Consider the following 15,285-nt stretch of genomic DNA (forward strand, 5'->3'; position numbering starts at 1 on the left):
GGGCCGACGCGGCGAGGGCCACCGGCGTGTCGCCGATGGCCCTCGGGTCCGTCATCGACCGCTCCGGGTCAGGCCCAGAGCTGCCCCTCCAGGGCCTCCTCGGCATCGGCCAGGGTGCCGCCGTAGGCCCCGGTGCTGAGGTACTTCCAGCCGCCGTCACTGACCACGAAGGCCACATCGGCGCGGCGACCGTCGCGGACCGCCTCGTGCGCCACGGCCAACGCCGCGTGCAGCACCGCGCCGGTGGAGAAGCCGACGAACAACCCCTCGACCTCGACCAGCTGCCGGGTCCGCAGCACGGCGTCCCGGGTACCCACCGAGAACCGTCGGTTGAGCACGGTGGCGTCGTAGAGCTCCGGGACGTACCCCTCGTCGATGTTGCGCAGGCCGTAGACCAGCTCCCCGTACCGCGGCTCGGCGGCCACGATCTGGATGCCCTCGACCTTCTCCCGCAGGTAACGCCCGGTCCCCATCAGGGTGCCGGTGGTGCCCAGTCCGGCCACGAAGTGGGTGATCGTCGGCAGGTCGCGCAGCAGCTCCGGGCCGGTCGTCTCGTAGTGGGCCCGCGCGTTGGCCTCGTTGCCGTACTGGTAGAGCATCACCCAGTCCGGGTGCTCCGTGGAGATCTGCTTGGCGGTGGCCACCGCCTGGTTCGAGCCGCCGGCCGCCGGGGAGAAGATGATCTCCGCGCCGTACATCCGGAGCAACTGGATCCGCTCGGTGGAGACGTTCTCCGGCATCACACAGACCAGCCGGTAACCGCGCAGCTTGGCCACCATGGCCAGGGAGATGCCGGTGTTGCCGCTGGTCGGTTCCAGGATGGTGTCGCCCGGACGGAGCCGGCCGGCCTCCTCGGCGGCCCGGACCATGAACAGCGCCGCCCGGTCCTTGACGCTACCGGTCGGGTTGCGGTCCTCCAGCTTGGCCCACAGCCGCACCGGCGGCGCCCCCTCGGGCACCGTCGGCGACAGTCGGGGCAGGCCCACCAGGGGTGTGCCGCCGCAGGCGTCCAGCAGGCTGTCGTACCGCGCCATCGCCGCTAGCCTCAGCGGGCGGTGACGGAGGTACGGCTGTGCTGCGCGATCGCCGCGGCGGCGGCGAAGCCGAACGCGCCGCCGGCCACGGCCGGCAGGATGGTCACGCTGTCGCCGTCGGAGAGCTTGGCGTCCAGGGCGCCGAGGAAGCGTACGTCCTCGTCGTTGACGTAGACGTTGACGAAGCGGTGCAGGGCACCCGCCTCGGTGACCAGCCGCCCCCGCAGCCCGGCGTGCCGGGAGTCCAGGTCGGCGAGCAGGTCACTCAGGGTGTCTCCGCTGCCCTCGACGACCTTCGCGCCGCCGGTGTAGCTGCGCAGGATGGTGGGGATGCGAACCTCGATGGCCATGATGTCTTACTCCTTGATCAGGTGTGCGCGGTGACGTGCCGGAAAAGGGTGTGCGGGGCTGGGATCAGTTGCCCGAACACTCGTAGTCGACCGTCGCCGGGCTCTGCCCGAACATGTAGGACTGCACGGCGTGCGGATCCACCCCGGCGTCGAGAATCCGCACCGGCTCCTCGGTCACCACCCCGTCCACGATGCGGAAGGAGCGGATCTCCTCGGCGTCCGGTTCCCGGGTGGAGACGAGCAGGTAGTGAGCGCCCGGCTCACCCGCGAAGGCGATGTCCGTCCGCGAGGGGTACGCCTCCGTGGCGGTGTGCGAGTGGTAGATGACGACGGGCTCCTCGTCCCGATCGTCCATCTCCCGCCAGACCCGCAGCTGCTCCATCGAGTCGAACTCGTAGAAGGTCATCGAGCGGGCGGCGTTCTCCATCGGGATGTGCCGGGTCGGCGTGTCGCTGCCGACCGGACCGGCGACCACGCCACAGGCCTCGTCGGGGTGATCCCGACGAGCGTGGGCGACGATCGCGTCAACGATCGACCGGTCGATGCTCAGCACGCCGCCAAGCCTAGCGCCCGTCTCTGACGCTATGCGAGGCGGCGCTGGTCACAGTCACTCGATCAAGGCGTTGAGCAGGGATTCCTGGAGATAGCCCAGGTAGGCGTAGACCGAAAGCTGGAACACCCGGCTGGAGGAGGGATCCTCGGCCACCGCGTCGTCCAGCTCGGCACCCAGGTCCGTGCCGTCCTTGATCTCCAGCCGTACCCCCATCGCCAGCCGGGCGTCGTTGAGGGCCCGCAGCCAGGCCTCGGCCGCCTCAGCGTCCAGGCGTACCTCGCCGCCCCCCTCGCCGGGCAGGGCGGCCAGGATCGCCCCGGCCTGGTCGATCTTCGCGGTCTTCAGGTCCCCCTCGGTGTAGCGGCGGAACTCCGCGGTCCCGGCGGCGTCATCCGGGTACACATCGGGGAAAAGCCGACAGACCACCGGATCGGCGTGGTCGAACCCGTCCGTGAGCAGGCCGACCACCTCGGAGGCGACCTTGCGCAGCACCCGTACCTCGTCGACGGCGAAGGTGGCGACGTACCGGTCCCCCCGGCGGCGGAACATGCTCACGACCGCTCCACCGTCGCCCAGAGCCCGTAGGCGTGCAACTGCGAGGCGTCATGTTCCATACGTTCCCGGGCGCCGCTGGAGACCACGGCCTTGCCCTTGTGATGCACGTCCAGCATGAGTTGCTCGGCCTTCTCCCGGCTGTAGCCGAAAAGCTTCTGGAACACCCAGGTCACATAGCTCATCAGATTGACCGGGTCGTCCCACACGATCGTCACCCACGGCCGGTCCGAAGCCGGCACCTCATCGGTGTCCGGGGTCTCGACCGGTGCAACCTGCGGAGCCGCCATGCCCCCCATCGTGCCACCGGATCGGCGCAACCGAGGAACCGGAACGCCGGAGGGAGCTTCAACGGCCCGCCCGGACACCCCGACCTCGCCCTTTGCGGCCACCGGCCGGAAAGCAGGCACGTCGATATGCTGCGCGGATGACTCCCTGGAGGTTCGTGGGCCGCACGATGGAACTCGACCGCCTACGGGCCGCGGTGACCGGTACACCGGCGCGGGGAGTGTTCTTCACCGGCAGCGCCGGGATCGGCAAGAGTCGGCTGCTGCGGGAGGGGGTGCACGCCCTGCCCGCGCAGGAGTACGCGGTCTGGTGGATCGCGGCCGGCGCCACCACCGCGGCCATCCCCTTCGGTGGCCTGGTGCAGATCCTCGCCGTCGAGCAGCCCTCGGGGCTGCCACCGGCCGGGATCCTGCGCTGGGCGGTGGAGACGTTGCAGCAGGAGGCCACCGGCCGGCGGATCGTGCTCGCGGTCGACGACGCCCACCTGTTGGATCCACCCTCGGCCGCCCTGGTGCACCTGGTGGCCCGCGCCGAGAACGCCTGCGTGGTGGGCACCCTGCGCGACGGTGAACAGATCCCGGTGCCGATCCGGGCACTGTGGACCGACGGCCTGGTGGAGCACGCCGAGCTGAGCCCACTGGCGCCGACCGAGACCGCCGGGCTGCTAGCCGCCATCCTCGGTGGCCCGGTCGACGACGGCTCGGCGGACCGGCTGGGCCGGCTCAGCGCCGGAAACCCGCTGCTGCTGCGCGAACTGGTGCACGCCGCCCAGGGCAGCGGGGAACTAACCCCCCGGTACGGCATCTGGACCTGGACCGGACGCCTGGAGCTGGCACCCAGCCTCACCGATCTGATCGACGTCCGGATCGGTCGGCTGAGTCCCGAGGTCCGGGCCGTGGTCGAGTTGGTCGCCTTCGGGGAGCCGCTGGGGCTGCGGTTGCTCGACACGGCCGCCGACCACACCGCCGTGGAGACCGCCGAGGAACGCGGCCTGATCACCATGGTCCGGTCCGACCGGCGGCTGGACGTCCGACTGGCTCACCCGCTCTACGGCGAGGTGGTACGCCGACAGTGCCCGGTCAGCCGGACCCGCCGGTTGCACGCGGAACTGGCCGCCCTGCTGGAGGGGGCCGGCAAACGACGCCGGGAGGATCTGCTCCGGGTGGCCGTGTGGCGGCTGGACTCCGGCACCGCCCAGGACCCGTCGATGCTGGTCAACGCCGCCGAGCAGGCGTTCGCCCGGTACGACGTACCGCTGGCCACCCGGCTGGCCCGCGCGGCGCTGGCGGCCGACGGGGGTTTCCACGCGGCCGAACTGCTGGCCACCATCCTGATGTTCGCCGACCGGCCGGCCGAGGCCCTCGGGGTGCTCGACGCGGCGGCCCCCGAGGAGGAGGACGAGGAGCGACTCAGCCGCTGGCTGACCGCCCGGGGCATGGTCAGCTACTGGGGGCTCAGCCAGGAGTCCACCGTGGAGGAGATCGCCCGGCGCGGGGCCCGTCTGACCGACCTCGCCGCCAAGGCCCGGATCCACTCCTTCGAGGCCATCATGCGCCTGCACCGGCTGGAGGCCCCGGTCGCCCGGCGGCTCGCCCAGGGGGTGCTGGACCGACCTGCGGCCGGCACGGCCGCCCGGGAACTGGCCCGGTGCACCATCGCCCACCTCCAGGCCGTGCAGGGCCAACTGTGCCGCAGCGCCACCACGGTTGACCTGGTCCAGGCGAAGGCGGCCAGTTGGCGGGCCGACATGCCGTACCTGCAACTGGCCGTGGAGCTGGCCCGGGGCACCCGGCTGGCCCTCTCCGGCGATCTGGCCGGCATCGACCGGCTGGTGGCGGACGAGTTCGCCGACCTGGCCGACGCGGGCGACTTCCGGCTCGGCAGCGGCTACCTGGCGATCCTGCGGGCGTACGCGGCACGGCTGCGGGGGCGCAGCGAGACCGCCCTGCGGGCCGCCCTGGGCGCCTGCGCGATCCTGGCGACCAGCCGGGTCTACGCCGGACTGGCCCAGGCCGAGCGGGCGCAGGCCGCCGCCCTGCGCGGCGACGCCCGACAGGCGGTCGAGGCGATGGCCGAGGCCGACCGCACCCACGCCCCCGGCATGGCGGTGCTGTACCCCTGGCTGGAGCAGGCCCGGGCGGCCACCCTGGCCGCCACGGGTGACCTGCCCGGTGCGGTCGCCCACCTGCACGGGCTGGTCGACCGGTTACGCGCGGACGGTTTCGCCGGACACGAGGCCCTGGCCCTGCACGACCTGGTGCGGCTCGGCGCGGCCCCGGCGGCGACCGGGCCGACCTGCTCCGACGCCAACCGGCGTACGGTCGCCCAGCGGTTGACGGAGCTGTCGGAGCGCATCGACGGGGACCTTCCCCCGCTGCTGGCCCGGCATGCCCGGGCCGCCGTGGAGGGCTCACCCGAGCAACTGCTCTCGGTGGCCGACAGCTTCCTGGACCGGGGCTTGGCCCTGCTGGGTGCGGAGGCCGCCGCCGGCGCCGTACACCTGCTGCGGCAGCGGCGCTCCCCGGAGATCGGCATGGCCGGTGAGCGACTGGCCTTCCTGCTCGGCTGCTGCGACACCGTGCAGACCCCGGCCCTGCGGGCGGCCACCCCGGCGCTCAGCGAACGGGAGTGGGAGGTGGCCCGGCTGGCGGCGGAGGGGGAGACCAGCAGGGCCATCGCCGAGCGACTCTTCCTGTCCGCCCGGACGGTGGAGAACCACCTGCAACGGGTGTACGGCAAGCTCGGGCTGACCGGTCGGGCGGAGCTGAAGGCGGCCCTGCGGGCGATCCCGGGCCGTGGCGGCACGACGAGCAGCTGAACTCTAGGCTGAGGTCGTGCACACCCTTCGTCCCGCGTTGTTGACCGACCACTACGAGCTGACCATGGTCAGTGCCGCCCTACGGGACGGCACCGCGCACCGCCAGTGCGTGTTCGAGGTGTTCAGCCGCCGGTTGCCCAGCGGACGCCGGTACGGGGTGGTCGCCGGCACCGCCCGGCTGATCGACCTGATCCGCGAGTTCCGCTTCGACCCGGCCGAGATCGACTTCCTGCGGCGTACCGGGGTGGTGGACGAGCAGGCCGCCGCCTGGCTGGCGGACTACCGGTTCACCGGCGACATCGACGGGTACGCCGAGGGCGAGCTGTTCTTCCCCGGGTCGCCCATCCTCACCGTCTCGGGCACCTTCGCGGAGTGTGTGGTGCTGGAGACGGTGGTGTTGTCGGTGCTCAATTACGACTGTGCGGTGGCCGCCGCCGCGGCCCGGATGGTGACCGCGGCCCGGGGCCGGACGTTGATCGAGATGGGGTCCCGGCGGGCCCACGAGGAGGCCGCGGTGGCGGCGGCCCGCTCGGCGTACCTGGTCGGGTTCCAGTTCACCTCCAACCTGGCCGCCGGGCAGCGGTACGGCATCCCCACCGCCGGCACCGCCGCGCACGCCTTCACCCTGCTGCACGACGACGAGCGGGCGGCCTTCGCCTCGCAGGTCGCCACGCTGGGCAGTCAGACCACCCTGCTGGTCGACACGTACGACATCAGCCAGGGCATCCGCAACGCGATCGAGGTGGCCGGGTCGCAGCTGCGGGCGGTCCGGATCGACTCCGGTGACCTGGCGGTGATCGCCCAGCAGTCCCGGGAGCTGCTGGACTCCCTGGGCGCCACCGAGACCAAGATCATCGTTTCCGGTGACCTAGACGAGTACGCCATCGCGGCGCTGGCCGCCGAGCCGGTCGACATGTACGGCGCCGGCACCTCCGTGGTGACCGGCTCCGGAGCCCCGACCGCCGGCCTGGTCTACAAGCTGGTCGAGGTCGAGGGACGCCCGGTGGTCAAGCGATCCGAGCAGAAGGCCACCATCGGTGGGCGCAAGGTCGCCGTCCGCCGACACAAGCCGACCGGCACCGCCACCGAGGAGATCATCGTCCCGCAGGGGGTGCCGGACCGGCAGCCCCACGACCGGTTGCTGCAACGGTCGTACGTGACCGGCGGCCAGACGGTGACCCTGCCGACCCTCGACGAGTCGCGGGAACACCTGCGGCAGTGCCTGATCTCCATCCCGTGGGAGGGTCTGAAGCTCTCCGCAGGCGATCCCGCCATCCCGGTCACCGTCGTACCGGCCCAGTGATGAGGAGCGATTCCGTGCCCAATGCCCTGATCATCGTGGACGTGCAGAAGGACTTCTGTGAGGGCGGTTCGCTGGCCGTCGCCGGTGGCGCGGGGGTGGCCGCCGGGATCTCCCGACTGCTGGCCGCCGAGCCGGACCGGTGGGATCACGTCGTGGCGACGAAGGATTACCACGTCGACCCCGGCACGCACTTCGGCGATCCGCCGGACTTCGTGAGCACCTGGCCACGGCACTGCGTGGTCGGCACCCCGGGCTCGGAGTTCCACCCCGAACTGGCCACCGATCGGGTGGAGGCGATCTTTCACAAGGGCGAGTACGCCGCCGCGTACTCCGGCTTCGAGGGCCAGGCCGAGGACGGCGAGACCCTGACCGACTGGCTGCGCCGGCATGACGTCGACCGGGTCGACGTGGTCGGCATCGCCACCGACCACTGCGTACGCGCCACCGCCCTGGACGCCGCCCGGGAGGGCTTCGCCACCACCGTGCTGCTGGACCTGACCGCAGCCGTGGCCCCGGACACCCTGGATGTCGCGCTGCGGGCGTTCGAGGGGGCCGGGATCACCCTGGAAGGCACCGCTGTGATCGGGACCGCATGAGGGCTTAATCGTTTGGCGGTCGCCCCCGCCCGGGCTGAGGATGTCCGGCGGAGGTACGGACCGACGTGAACATGAAGCCTTACCGGGAGGCCCTGGCCCTGCCCGGTCTACGGTCGCTGCTGCTGGTGGCGATCCTGGCCCGGGTGCCGTTGACCGCTACCGGGATCACGCTGACGTTCTACGTCGTGCAGGATCTGGGGCGCGGCTACGGTGCGGCCGGGCTGGTCGGCGGAGCGATCACGGTCGGTGCCGCGATCGGGGCTCCCCTGCTGGGCCGACTGGTGGACCGCGGTGGGTTGCGTCCCGTACTGGTGCTCACCGTGGTGGCCGAGGCGATCTTCTGGTTCAGCGCGCCGCTGCTCTCGTACGCCCTGTTGCTGCCGGCCGCCTTCCTGGCCGGCCTGCTGGCGTTGCCGATCTTCTCGGTGATCCGGCAGTCCATCGCCGCCCTGGTGCCGCTGGAGAAGCGACGCCCGGCGTACGCCCTGGACTCGATGTCGGTCGAACTGTCCTTCATGATCGGCCCGGCACTGGCCACGGTCGGCGTCACCACCATCTCGGCCCGGCTCACCCTCTACGTGGTCGGTGCCGGCATCGTCGCCTCCGGTGTGCTGCTGTGGCTGCTCAACCCCCCGGTACGCAGCGCCAGCGAGGTGGCCAGCGGACCCCAGCCCAGACTGGCCCGCCGACAGTGGCTCACCTCCCGGCTGGTCGCCGTGTTCGCGGTGAGCGCCGCAGCCACCCTGGTCCTGGGCGGCAGCGATGTGGCCGTCATCGCCACCCTGCGGGAGAACGACGACACCGCCTTCACCGGCCTGGTGCTCGCGGTCTGGGCGATCGCCTCGCTGGTGGGCGGCTTCGCCTACGGCGCGGCCCGCCGCTTGATCCCCCCGGTCGTCCTGATCGGCGCCCTGGGCCTGCTCACCATCCCGGTCGGCCTGGGCGGATCACACTGGTGGCTGCTAGGGCTGGCCCTGATCCCCGCCGGCCTGGTCTGCGCCCCGACCATCGCCTCCACCTCCGACGCGGTCAGCCGACTGGCCCCGGCGAGCGTCCGCGGCGAAGCGATGGGCCTGCACGGCTCCGCGGTCACCATCGGCACTGCCGTCGGCGCCCCCCTGGCCGGCGCGGTCATCGACGCCACCGCTCCGGCGTGGGGCTTCGCCCTGATCGGCGCGATCGGTGCCCTGGTGGCCCTGGCAGTCCTACCCATCGAACTACGCCGTCGCCGCGCCGACAAAGCCCCCCTCCCCAACGCCGACCCCACCCCAACCCCCACCCCCGCCTCCACGTCCGCCTGAAAGCCTGCCCGCCCGGCCTCCCGTCGCCTCGCCTCGCCTCCAGCTGACGCAGTGCTGATCCCAGACGCGAGCCCCACCACGCACGGAGGAGAGAAGGTCGGGGAGGCGACGGGCACGGAAAGGCGGGCACGGAAAGGCGGGCACGGAAAGGCGACGGGCGCCGGCCCCTGGTGGGGGCGGCGCCCGTCGTTCGGCGTACGGAGTGGGTCAGCGGCGGTCGATGTCGCTGGAGACGTCCTCGGTGTAGCTGGCGCCACCGTCGGACTCCCGGGTCAGCGGCTTGGAGCCACCCTCAGGCGGGCCGGCGATGCTCTGGCCGGCCGCCAGCTCGGGGAACTTCGCATCGAAGGCCGGGCGCTCGGAGCGGATCCGGGGCATCCGGTCGAAGTTGCGCAGCGGGGGCGGGGAGCTGGTTGCCCACTCCAGCGAGTTGCCGTGACCCCAGGGGTCGTCGACCTCCACCACCGGACCGGCCTTGTAGGCCTTCCAGCAGTTCCAGAGGAAGGGCAGGGTGGAGATACCGGTGATGAACGCGCCGATCGTGGAGATCATGTTCAGCGTCGTCCAGCCATCGATGGCCTGGTAGTCGGCGTAACGCCGGGGCATGCCCTCGTTGCCCAGCCAGTGCTGCACCAGGAAGGTGGTGTGGAAACCGATCATGGTCAGCCAGAAGTGAATCTTGGCGAGCCGCTCGTCGAGCATCCGGCCGAACATCTTCGGGAACCAGAAGTAGATGCCGGCGAAGACCGCGAACACGATCGTGCCGAACAGCACGTAGTGGAAGTGCGCCACCACGAAGTACGAGTCGTGCAGGTGGAAGTCCAGCGGCGGGGCGGCCAGCAGCACACCGGTCAGACCACCGAAGAGGAAGGTGACCAGGAAGCCGATGGAGAACAGCATCGGCGACTCGAAGCTGATCTGGCCGCGCCACATGGTGCCGATCCAGTTGAAGAACTTCATACCGGTAGGCACGGCGATCAGGTAGCTCAGGAAGCTGAAGAACGGCAGCAGCACCTGGCCGGTGGCGAACATGTGGTGCGCCCACACGCTCATCGACAGACCGGCGATGGCGATGGTCGCGGCGACCAGGCCCTTGTAGCCGAAGATCGGCTTGCGGGAGAAGACCGGGATGATCTCGCTGATGATGCCGAAGAACGGCAGCGCGATGATGTAGACCTCGGGGTGCCCGAAGAACCAGAACAGGTGCTGCCACAGCATCGGCCCGCCGGTGTCCGGGCTGTAGACCTGCGCCCCGAGCAGACGGTCGGCGGCCAGGGCGAACAGCGCGGCGGCCAGCAGCGGGAAGACCAGGATCACCAGGAGGCTGGTGACCAGCATGTTCCAGGTGAAGATCGGCATCCGGAACATGGTCATGCCCGGTGCGCGCAGGGTCAGGATGGTGGTGATCAGGTTGACCGCGCCGAGGATGGTGCCCAGACCGGAGATGGCCAGACCCATCACCCACATGTTCCCGCCGACACCAGGGGCGTGCTCGGTGGTGCTCAGCGGGGTGTACGCGGTCCAGCCGAAGTCGGCCGCACCACCCGGGGTGAGGAATCCGGCGGTGGCCAGGGTGCCACCGAACAGGTACAGCCAGTACGCGAAGCTGTTCAGCCGCGGGAACGACACGTCCGGCGCGCCGATCTGGATCGGCACGATGTAGTTGCCGAACGCGAACACGATCGGCGTCGCGAAGAACAGCAGCATGATCGTGCCGTGCATGGTGAACAGCTGGTTGTACTGCTCGGGCGACAGGAACTGCAGCCCGGGCCGGGCCAACTCGGCCCGCATGATCAGGGCCATCAGACCACCGATCATGAAGAACACGAACGCGGTGACCATGTACATGATCCCGATTTGCTTCGCGTCCGTGGTCCGCAGCATCCGCGCGATGGCCGACCCCTTGACCGGCTCCCGGACCGGCCAGGGCCGGGTCACGACCGGCTTGGGTGCGACGGTGGTCACGAGTGGCCTCCGGTTCTGGGTTGTCCCGCTCGGCACGCTGTCGGGGCGGCCGTCATCCGCAAGGAGGATAGTCCCCGGCAGGTGAGAGCGCCGCGCGGGGTTACCGACCGTGGATCACAGGGGGCCGAGTAGCAGCCGGTAATGCTCGCCGAAGATGCGATCACCGCGACCGCGCAGCAACGGGTCGCGCAGTGCGGGCGGCACGTCCCGGGTCCGGTTGCGGTCCCGGGTACGGTCCCGCACCCATCGGGTACGCGGCCGGCGACGACTCTCGTACGCGGTCAGTGCCGCATCCACGCTCGACGCGGCCCGCAGTGACTCGGCGAGCACCACCGCGTCCTCCAGGGCCATCGCCGCCCCCTGGGACAGGGTCGGGGCGGTGGCGTGGGCGGCGTCACCCACCAGCAGCACCCGCCCCCGGTACCAGCGCCCGAGTTCGACCTCGTCGGTGGTGGTGGCCTGCACCCGGTCCAGGGCCTCGAGCACCTCCGGCACCGGCCCGCCGTAGTCCCCGAACAGTTCCACCAGCCGCGCCCGGGGGTCCCTGGGCAGTTCCGTGCCGGCCTCGTCGGCGTAGCAGTACAGCCGGCCGGCCCCGATCGGCACCACCAGGAAGCCACTGCGCTGCCCGAGCAGGGCGGTCCACTCCTCGACCACCGGCCCGTGGCGCACGATGCTGCGGTACACCACCTGACCGGCGGGGCGGGGCGGGCCGCCGAGGGCGGCCAGGGAGCGGATCGAGGAACGGGGTCCGTCCGCGCCGATCACCAGGTCGTACTCCGTCCGGGTGCCGTCGACGAAGGTGACCCCGACGCCGGCCGGCAGCAGCTCGATGCCGCTGACCTCGGCGCCGTGCCGGACCGCACCGCCGGCTCCGCTGAGCAGCACCCGGTGCAGGTCGGCGCGGGACAGGGCGCGGCACTCGCCGACCCCGGCCCAGAGGGCGTCGAGGTCCACCTCGCAGAGCGGCAGCCCGGCCGAGTCCAGGAAGTGTTGCCGGTGGATGACCTGTCCGAAAGGGCGGACCGGCCCGTCGAGGTCCAGTCGTCGCAGCGCCCGGGCGGCGTTGCCGGGGAGGTAGAGACCGGCGTCGTCGAGGTCATTCGGCGCCGCTCTGTCGGTGACATCCGGGCGGAAGCCCGCCAGGCGCAGGGCCCGGGCCACGGAAAGGCCGGCGATGCCCGCACCGACGACGAGGATGCGCAGGGGGGAGCCACGCATGGGGGTGTACGCCTCCGGAGGGGGTTCGGAACGCGTCGGAGGCAAGACACTACTCGGCGCAATCGGTGCACGCCAGAGGCAATCCGGTCACCCCCGATGCCCGCCGATCGCCGTCGGCCACCCGTGCGGGCGGTGACACACCTCACCTTCTGCCGCATTTCCCCTCGCCAGTTGCACCATCAGCTCGAAGGATGTAAATGTGACGATGAATGTGGGAGCGCTCCCGGACCCCCACCACCGTCCACGCTCCCGACCGCTCGTCCGCACCTCCCGTCCCGGCGTCCGCGCGACGCCGCAACGCAAGGAGCATCCATGAGACGTACCCTGCGAGCCCTGATGGCCACCGGCCTGCTCGCCGCGAGCGCGGTCGTCGCCGTGGCTCTCGGCGGCACCGCCGCCGCCGACACGGTCATCTGCGAGCAGTACGGCAGCACCGTGATCCAGAACCGCTACGTGGTGCAGAACAACAAGTGGGGCACCACCGCCCAGCAGTGCATCAACGTCACCAGCAACGGCTTCGAGATCACCACCCAGAACGGCAGCAACCCGACCAACGGGGCCCCGACGGCGTACCCCTCGGTCTTCCTCGGCTGCCACTACACCAACTGCTCCCCCGGCACCAACCTGCCGATCCAGGTCAGCCAGATCAGCAGTGCGACCAGCAGCATCAACTACCGGTACGTGAGCAACGCCATCTACAACGCCTCGTACGACATCTGGTTGGACCCCTCGCCCAAGCGGGACGGGGTGAACCAGATGGAGATCATGATCTGGCTCAACCGGCAGGGCTCCATCCAGCCCATCGGCTCCCCGGTCGGCAACGCCAACATCGACGGGCGCAACTGGGAGGTCTGGCGGGGCAACAACGGCGGCAACAACGTCATCTCGTACGTCTCCCCCTCGGCGATCAGCAGCGCGAACCTCAACCTGCTGGCCTTCATCAACGACACCCGTAACCGGGGCGCGATCACCAACTCCTGGTACCTGACCAGCATCCAGGCCGGTTTCGAGCCCTGGCAGGGCGGCGCCGGGCTGGCGGTGACCAACTTCTCCGCAGCGGTCAACGGAGGCGGCAACAACAACCCGCCGCCCACCACCACTCCCCCGCCCTCCGGTGGTGGCGCGTGCGCGGTGAAGTACACGGCCAACTCGTGGAACAACGGCTTCACCGCCGACGTGCAGATCACCAACACCGGGTCGAGCACCCTCAACGGCTGGACCCTGGCGTACTCGCTGCCGTCCGGTCAGCAGGTGACCAACTCCTGGAACGCCACCGTGAGCCAGAGCGGTTCGTCGGTGACCGCCCGCAATGTCGGTCACAACGGCACGATCGCCCCCGGCGGTACGGCCAGCTTCGGCTACCAGGGCACCCTGAACGGGGCGTACGCCAACCCCACCAGCTTCACCCTCAACGGCACCGCCTGCTCGCGCTCCTGACCGATCCGCCCCCGGGGTGCGGCATCCGCCACACCCCGGGGCCACAGACCGGGGCAGGGGGCCTCAACACTGGGCCGACGGCACGCACAGTCCGCTCTCGTAGGCCACCACCACCGCCTGCGCCCGGCTGTTCAGGCCCAGTTTCGCCATCAGCCGCTTGACGTGGGTCTTCACGGTCGCCTCGCTGAGCACCAGATGATCGGCGATCTCGGTGTTGTTCCGGCCGCTACCGACCAGCCGCAGGACCTCGGTCTCCCGGGCGGTCAGCTCACGCAGGCGCTTCCCGCCGATGCCGGCCGCCCGTTGCCGGCTGGCGTAGGCCTCGATCAGCCGTCGGGTGATCTGCGGCGCTACCAGGATGTCACCCCCGGCGATGGTGTGCACGGCCGCGATGATCCGCTGCGGTGGCATGTCCTTCAGCAGGAATCCGGACGCCCCCGCCCGCAGCGCCGTGTAGACGTACTCGTCGAGGTCGAAGGTGGTGAGCACGACGACCCGGGGCAGGTGCTCCCCGACCCCGTCGAGGATTCGCCGGGTGGCGGCGATCCCGTCGAGGACCGGCATGCGAATGTCCATCAGTACGACATCCGGCCGGGTCTGGGCGGCCAGCGCCACGGCCTCGGCGCCGTCGGCCGCCTCCCCCACGACCTCCGTTCCCGGTGTCAGCTGGAGCAGCGACACCAGTCCGGCCCGGATCAGGGCCTGGTCGTCGGCGACGACCACCCGGATCGGCTCGCTCACCGGGGCGCCCCGACGGGGAGACGCAACAGGACGGTGAAGCCGCCGCCCTCGGCGTGTCCGGCGGTGAGGACACCTCCGTACAGCTCGGCGCGCTCGCGCATGCCCTGGATTCCGTGGGACCTCGACGAGGGTTGCCGGGGCCGGTCGTCCCGGGTCCCGTTGTCGCTGATCCGGACGGTGAGTGCCCGCGTTCCGTATTCGAGGTCGACCTTCGCGATGGCCGGACCGGCGTGCTTGAGGACGTTCGTCAGCGACTCCTGCACCACCCGGTAGGCGCAGAGGTCGGGCCCCGGAGGCAGCGGGAACACGCGTCCTGCCACCGAGAGGTCGACCGGCAGGCCGGCACTGCGGGCGCCGGTGACCAACTCCTCCAGTTGCGCCAGGCCGGGCTGGGAACGGTCTTCGGGGCCGGATTCGGGTTCGAGCCGGAGCACGTCGAGCAGGCGGCGCAGTTCGGACAGGGCCTGACGGCTCGCCTCACCGGCCGTGGCGATCGCGGTGTGCGCGGTGTCCGGATCCGTGCGGACAACACATTCGGCCAGTCCCGCCTGGAGTGAGACGACCGACATGTGGTGCGAGACGATGTCGTGCATCTCCCGGGCGATACGCATCCGTTCGTCGGACGCGGCCTGGGCCGCCTGGGCGGCCAGCCGCTCGGCCCGTCGGGACCACATCTTCGTGCTCTCACCGAGTGCCCACGCCCCGAGCACGACGAGCGTCACCTGTGCCACCTGTGACCAGTAGACCGGCGCGGTGAAGTGCACACAGTAGACGAACGCGGTGACCGCCACCGCCGCCAGGAACACCAGGCCCGCGACCCGCCGCGGACGCAGGGTGGCGACCGTGAACATCCCGATCAGTATCCCGAGCCCGCCGTTGGGGAAGTCGTCGTAGCGGAACAGGCTCAACCCGATGAGGGCGGTCAGGATCACGACCGTGGTGAGTACGGGGGCGCGCTGGCGCAGCGCGATCGGCGCGACCGTGAGTGCCGCCAGCACGACCGCCGCCCAGTGCGGTGCGTCGTCGCGCTGCCCGAGCATCGTCGCGACCGTCAGGCCGGTGAGCGTCACCGCCAGCAGCACGTCCACCGGGACGGAACGAAGGAGCATCCGCACGGCCAGACGAT

Annotated in this window: 14 protein-coding genes; 5 read left to right on the forward strand and 9 right to left on the reverse strand. The window is 70.9% G+C overall.

Annotated elements, in window-relative coordinates; genetic code table 11:
* Nucleotides 1-68: 68 nt before the first annotated feature.
* The 5 genes from OIE53_RS16765 to clpS all read right to left on the reverse strand — a co-directional run bounded on the left by OIE53_RS16765 (nt 69) and on the right by clpS (nt 2,779).
* Nucleotides 69-1,034: a PLP-dependent cysteine synthase family protein gene (locus OIE53_RS16765; protein ID WP_327022472.1), complete on the reverse strand. Its 966-nt coding sequence runs from the start codon at nt 1,032-1,034 to the stop codon at nt 69-71.
* Nucleotides 1,035-1,045: 11 nt separating this feature from the next.
* A complete protein-coding gene (locus tag OIE53_RS16770; RefSeq protein ID WP_327022473.1) occupies nt 1,046-1,384 on the reverse strand; it encodes a MoaD family protein in 339 nt (112 codons plus the stop codon).
* A 64-nt stretch (nt 1,385-1,448) separates the two neighbouring features.
* On the reverse strand, nt 1,449-1,937 hold the full coding sequence (locus OIE53_RS16775) for a M67 family metallopeptidase (RefSeq protein ID WP_327022475.1): 489 nt from the start codon (nt 1,935-1,937) through the stop codon (nt 1,449-1,451).
* A gap of 54 nt (nt 1,938-1,991) precedes the next feature.
* The gene (locus OIE53_RS16780; protein WP_327027248.1) at nt 1,992-2,486 is read right to left on the reverse strand and encodes a DUF2017 domain-containing protein; all 495 of its coding nucleotides are present in this window, start codon (nt 2,484-2,486) and stop codon (nt 1,992-1,994) included.
* A 2-nt stretch (nt 2,487-2,488) separates the two neighbouring features.
* Complete coding sequence (gene clpS / locus OIE53_RS16785; RefSeq protein ID WP_327022476.1) at nt 2,489-2,779, reverse strand: ATP-dependent Clp protease adapter ClpS; 291 nt, start codon at nt 2,777-2,779, stop codon at nt 2,489-2,491.
* 137 nt (nt 2,780-2,916) lie between these two features.
* Here clpS and OIE53_RS16790 point away from each other — a divergent pair, with 137 nt between their 5' ends.
* From OIE53_RS16790 to OIE53_RS16805, 4 genes are all read left to right on the forward strand, one after another.
* Nucleotides 2,917-5,595 carry a helix-turn-helix transcriptional regulator gene (locus OIE53_RS16790; protein WP_327022477.1) on the forward strand — a complete coding sequence of 893 codons (2,679 nt, stop codon included), beginning with the start codon at nt 2,917-2,919 and terminating at the stop codon, nt 5,593-5,595.
* A 16-nt stretch (nt 5,596-5,611) separates the two neighbouring features.
* On the forward strand, nt 5,612-6,898 hold the full coding sequence (locus tag OIE53_RS16795; RefSeq protein ID WP_327022478.1) for a nicotinate phosphoribosyltransferase: 1,287 nt from the start codon (nt 5,612-5,614) through the stop codon (nt 6,896-6,898).
* A 14-nt stretch (nt 6,899-6,912) separates the two neighbouring features.
* The gene (locus tag OIE53_RS16800) at nt 6,913-7,494 is read left to right on the forward strand and encodes an isochorismatase family protein (RefSeq protein ID WP_327022479.1); all 582 of its coding nucleotides are present in this window, start codon (nt 6,913-6,915) and stop codon (nt 7,492-7,494) included.
* Between the two features lie 71 nt (nt 7,495-7,565).
* Nucleotides 7,566-8,795 carry an MFS transporter gene (locus OIE53_RS16805; RefSeq protein WP_327022480.1) on the forward strand — a complete coding sequence of 410 codons (1,230 nt, stop codon included), beginning with the start codon at nt 7,566-7,568 and terminating at the stop codon, nt 8,793-8,795.
* A 207-nt stretch (nt 8,796-9,002) separates the two neighbouring features.
* Here the strand turns inward: OIE53_RS16805 and ctaD are convergent, their stop codons facing one another.
* Both ctaD and OIE53_RS16815 read right to left on the reverse strand, forming a co-directional pair.
* On the reverse strand, nt 9,003-10,760 hold the full coding sequence (ctaD, locus tag OIE53_RS16810) for an aa3-type cytochrome oxidase subunit I (RefSeq protein ID WP_327022481.1): 1,758 nt from the start codon (nt 10,758-10,760) through the stop codon (nt 9,003-9,005).
* 114 nt (nt 10,761-10,874) lie between these two features.
* Nucleotides 10,875-11,981, reverse strand: a complete 1,107-nt coding sequence (locus OIE53_RS16815) for an FAD-dependent monooxygenase (protein ID WP_327022482.1) — start codon at nt 11,979-11,981, stop codon at nt 10,875-10,877.
* A gap of 312 nt (nt 11,982-12,293) precedes the next feature.
* On the opposite strand from OIE53_RS16815, the gene OIE53_RS16820 reads away from it, so the two are divergent.
* Nucleotides 12,294-13,418, forward strand: a complete 1,125-nt coding sequence (locus OIE53_RS16820; protein WP_327022483.1) for a GH12 family glycosyl hydrolase domain-containing protein — start codon at nt 12,294-12,296, stop codon at nt 13,416-13,418.
* 63 nt (nt 13,419-13,481) lie between these two features.
* On the opposite strand, the gene OIE53_RS16825 is transcribed toward OIE53_RS16820, so the two are convergent.
* Both OIE53_RS16825 and OIE53_RS16830 read right to left on the reverse strand, forming a co-directional pair.
* Nucleotides 13,482-14,159 (reverse strand): response regulator transcription factor, encoded by a 678-nt coding sequence (locus OIE53_RS16825; RefSeq protein ID WP_327022484.1) that lies wholly within the window; start codon nt 14,157-14,159, stop codon nt 13,482-13,484.
* Complete coding sequence (locus tag OIE53_RS16830) at nt 14,156-15,268, reverse strand: sensor histidine kinase (RefSeq protein ID WP_327027249.1); 1,113 nt, start codon at nt 15,266-15,268, stop codon at nt 14,156-14,158. Before OIE53_RS16830 ends, OIE53_RS16825 begins: the two co-directional genes overlap by 4 nt.
* Between the last annotated feature and the right edge of the window lie 17 nt (nt 15,269-15,285).

The organism is Micromonospora sp. NBC_01739 (assembly GCF_035920385.1).
GTDB lineage: Bacteria > Actinomycetota > Actinomycetes > Mycobacteriales > Micromonosporaceae > Micromonospora.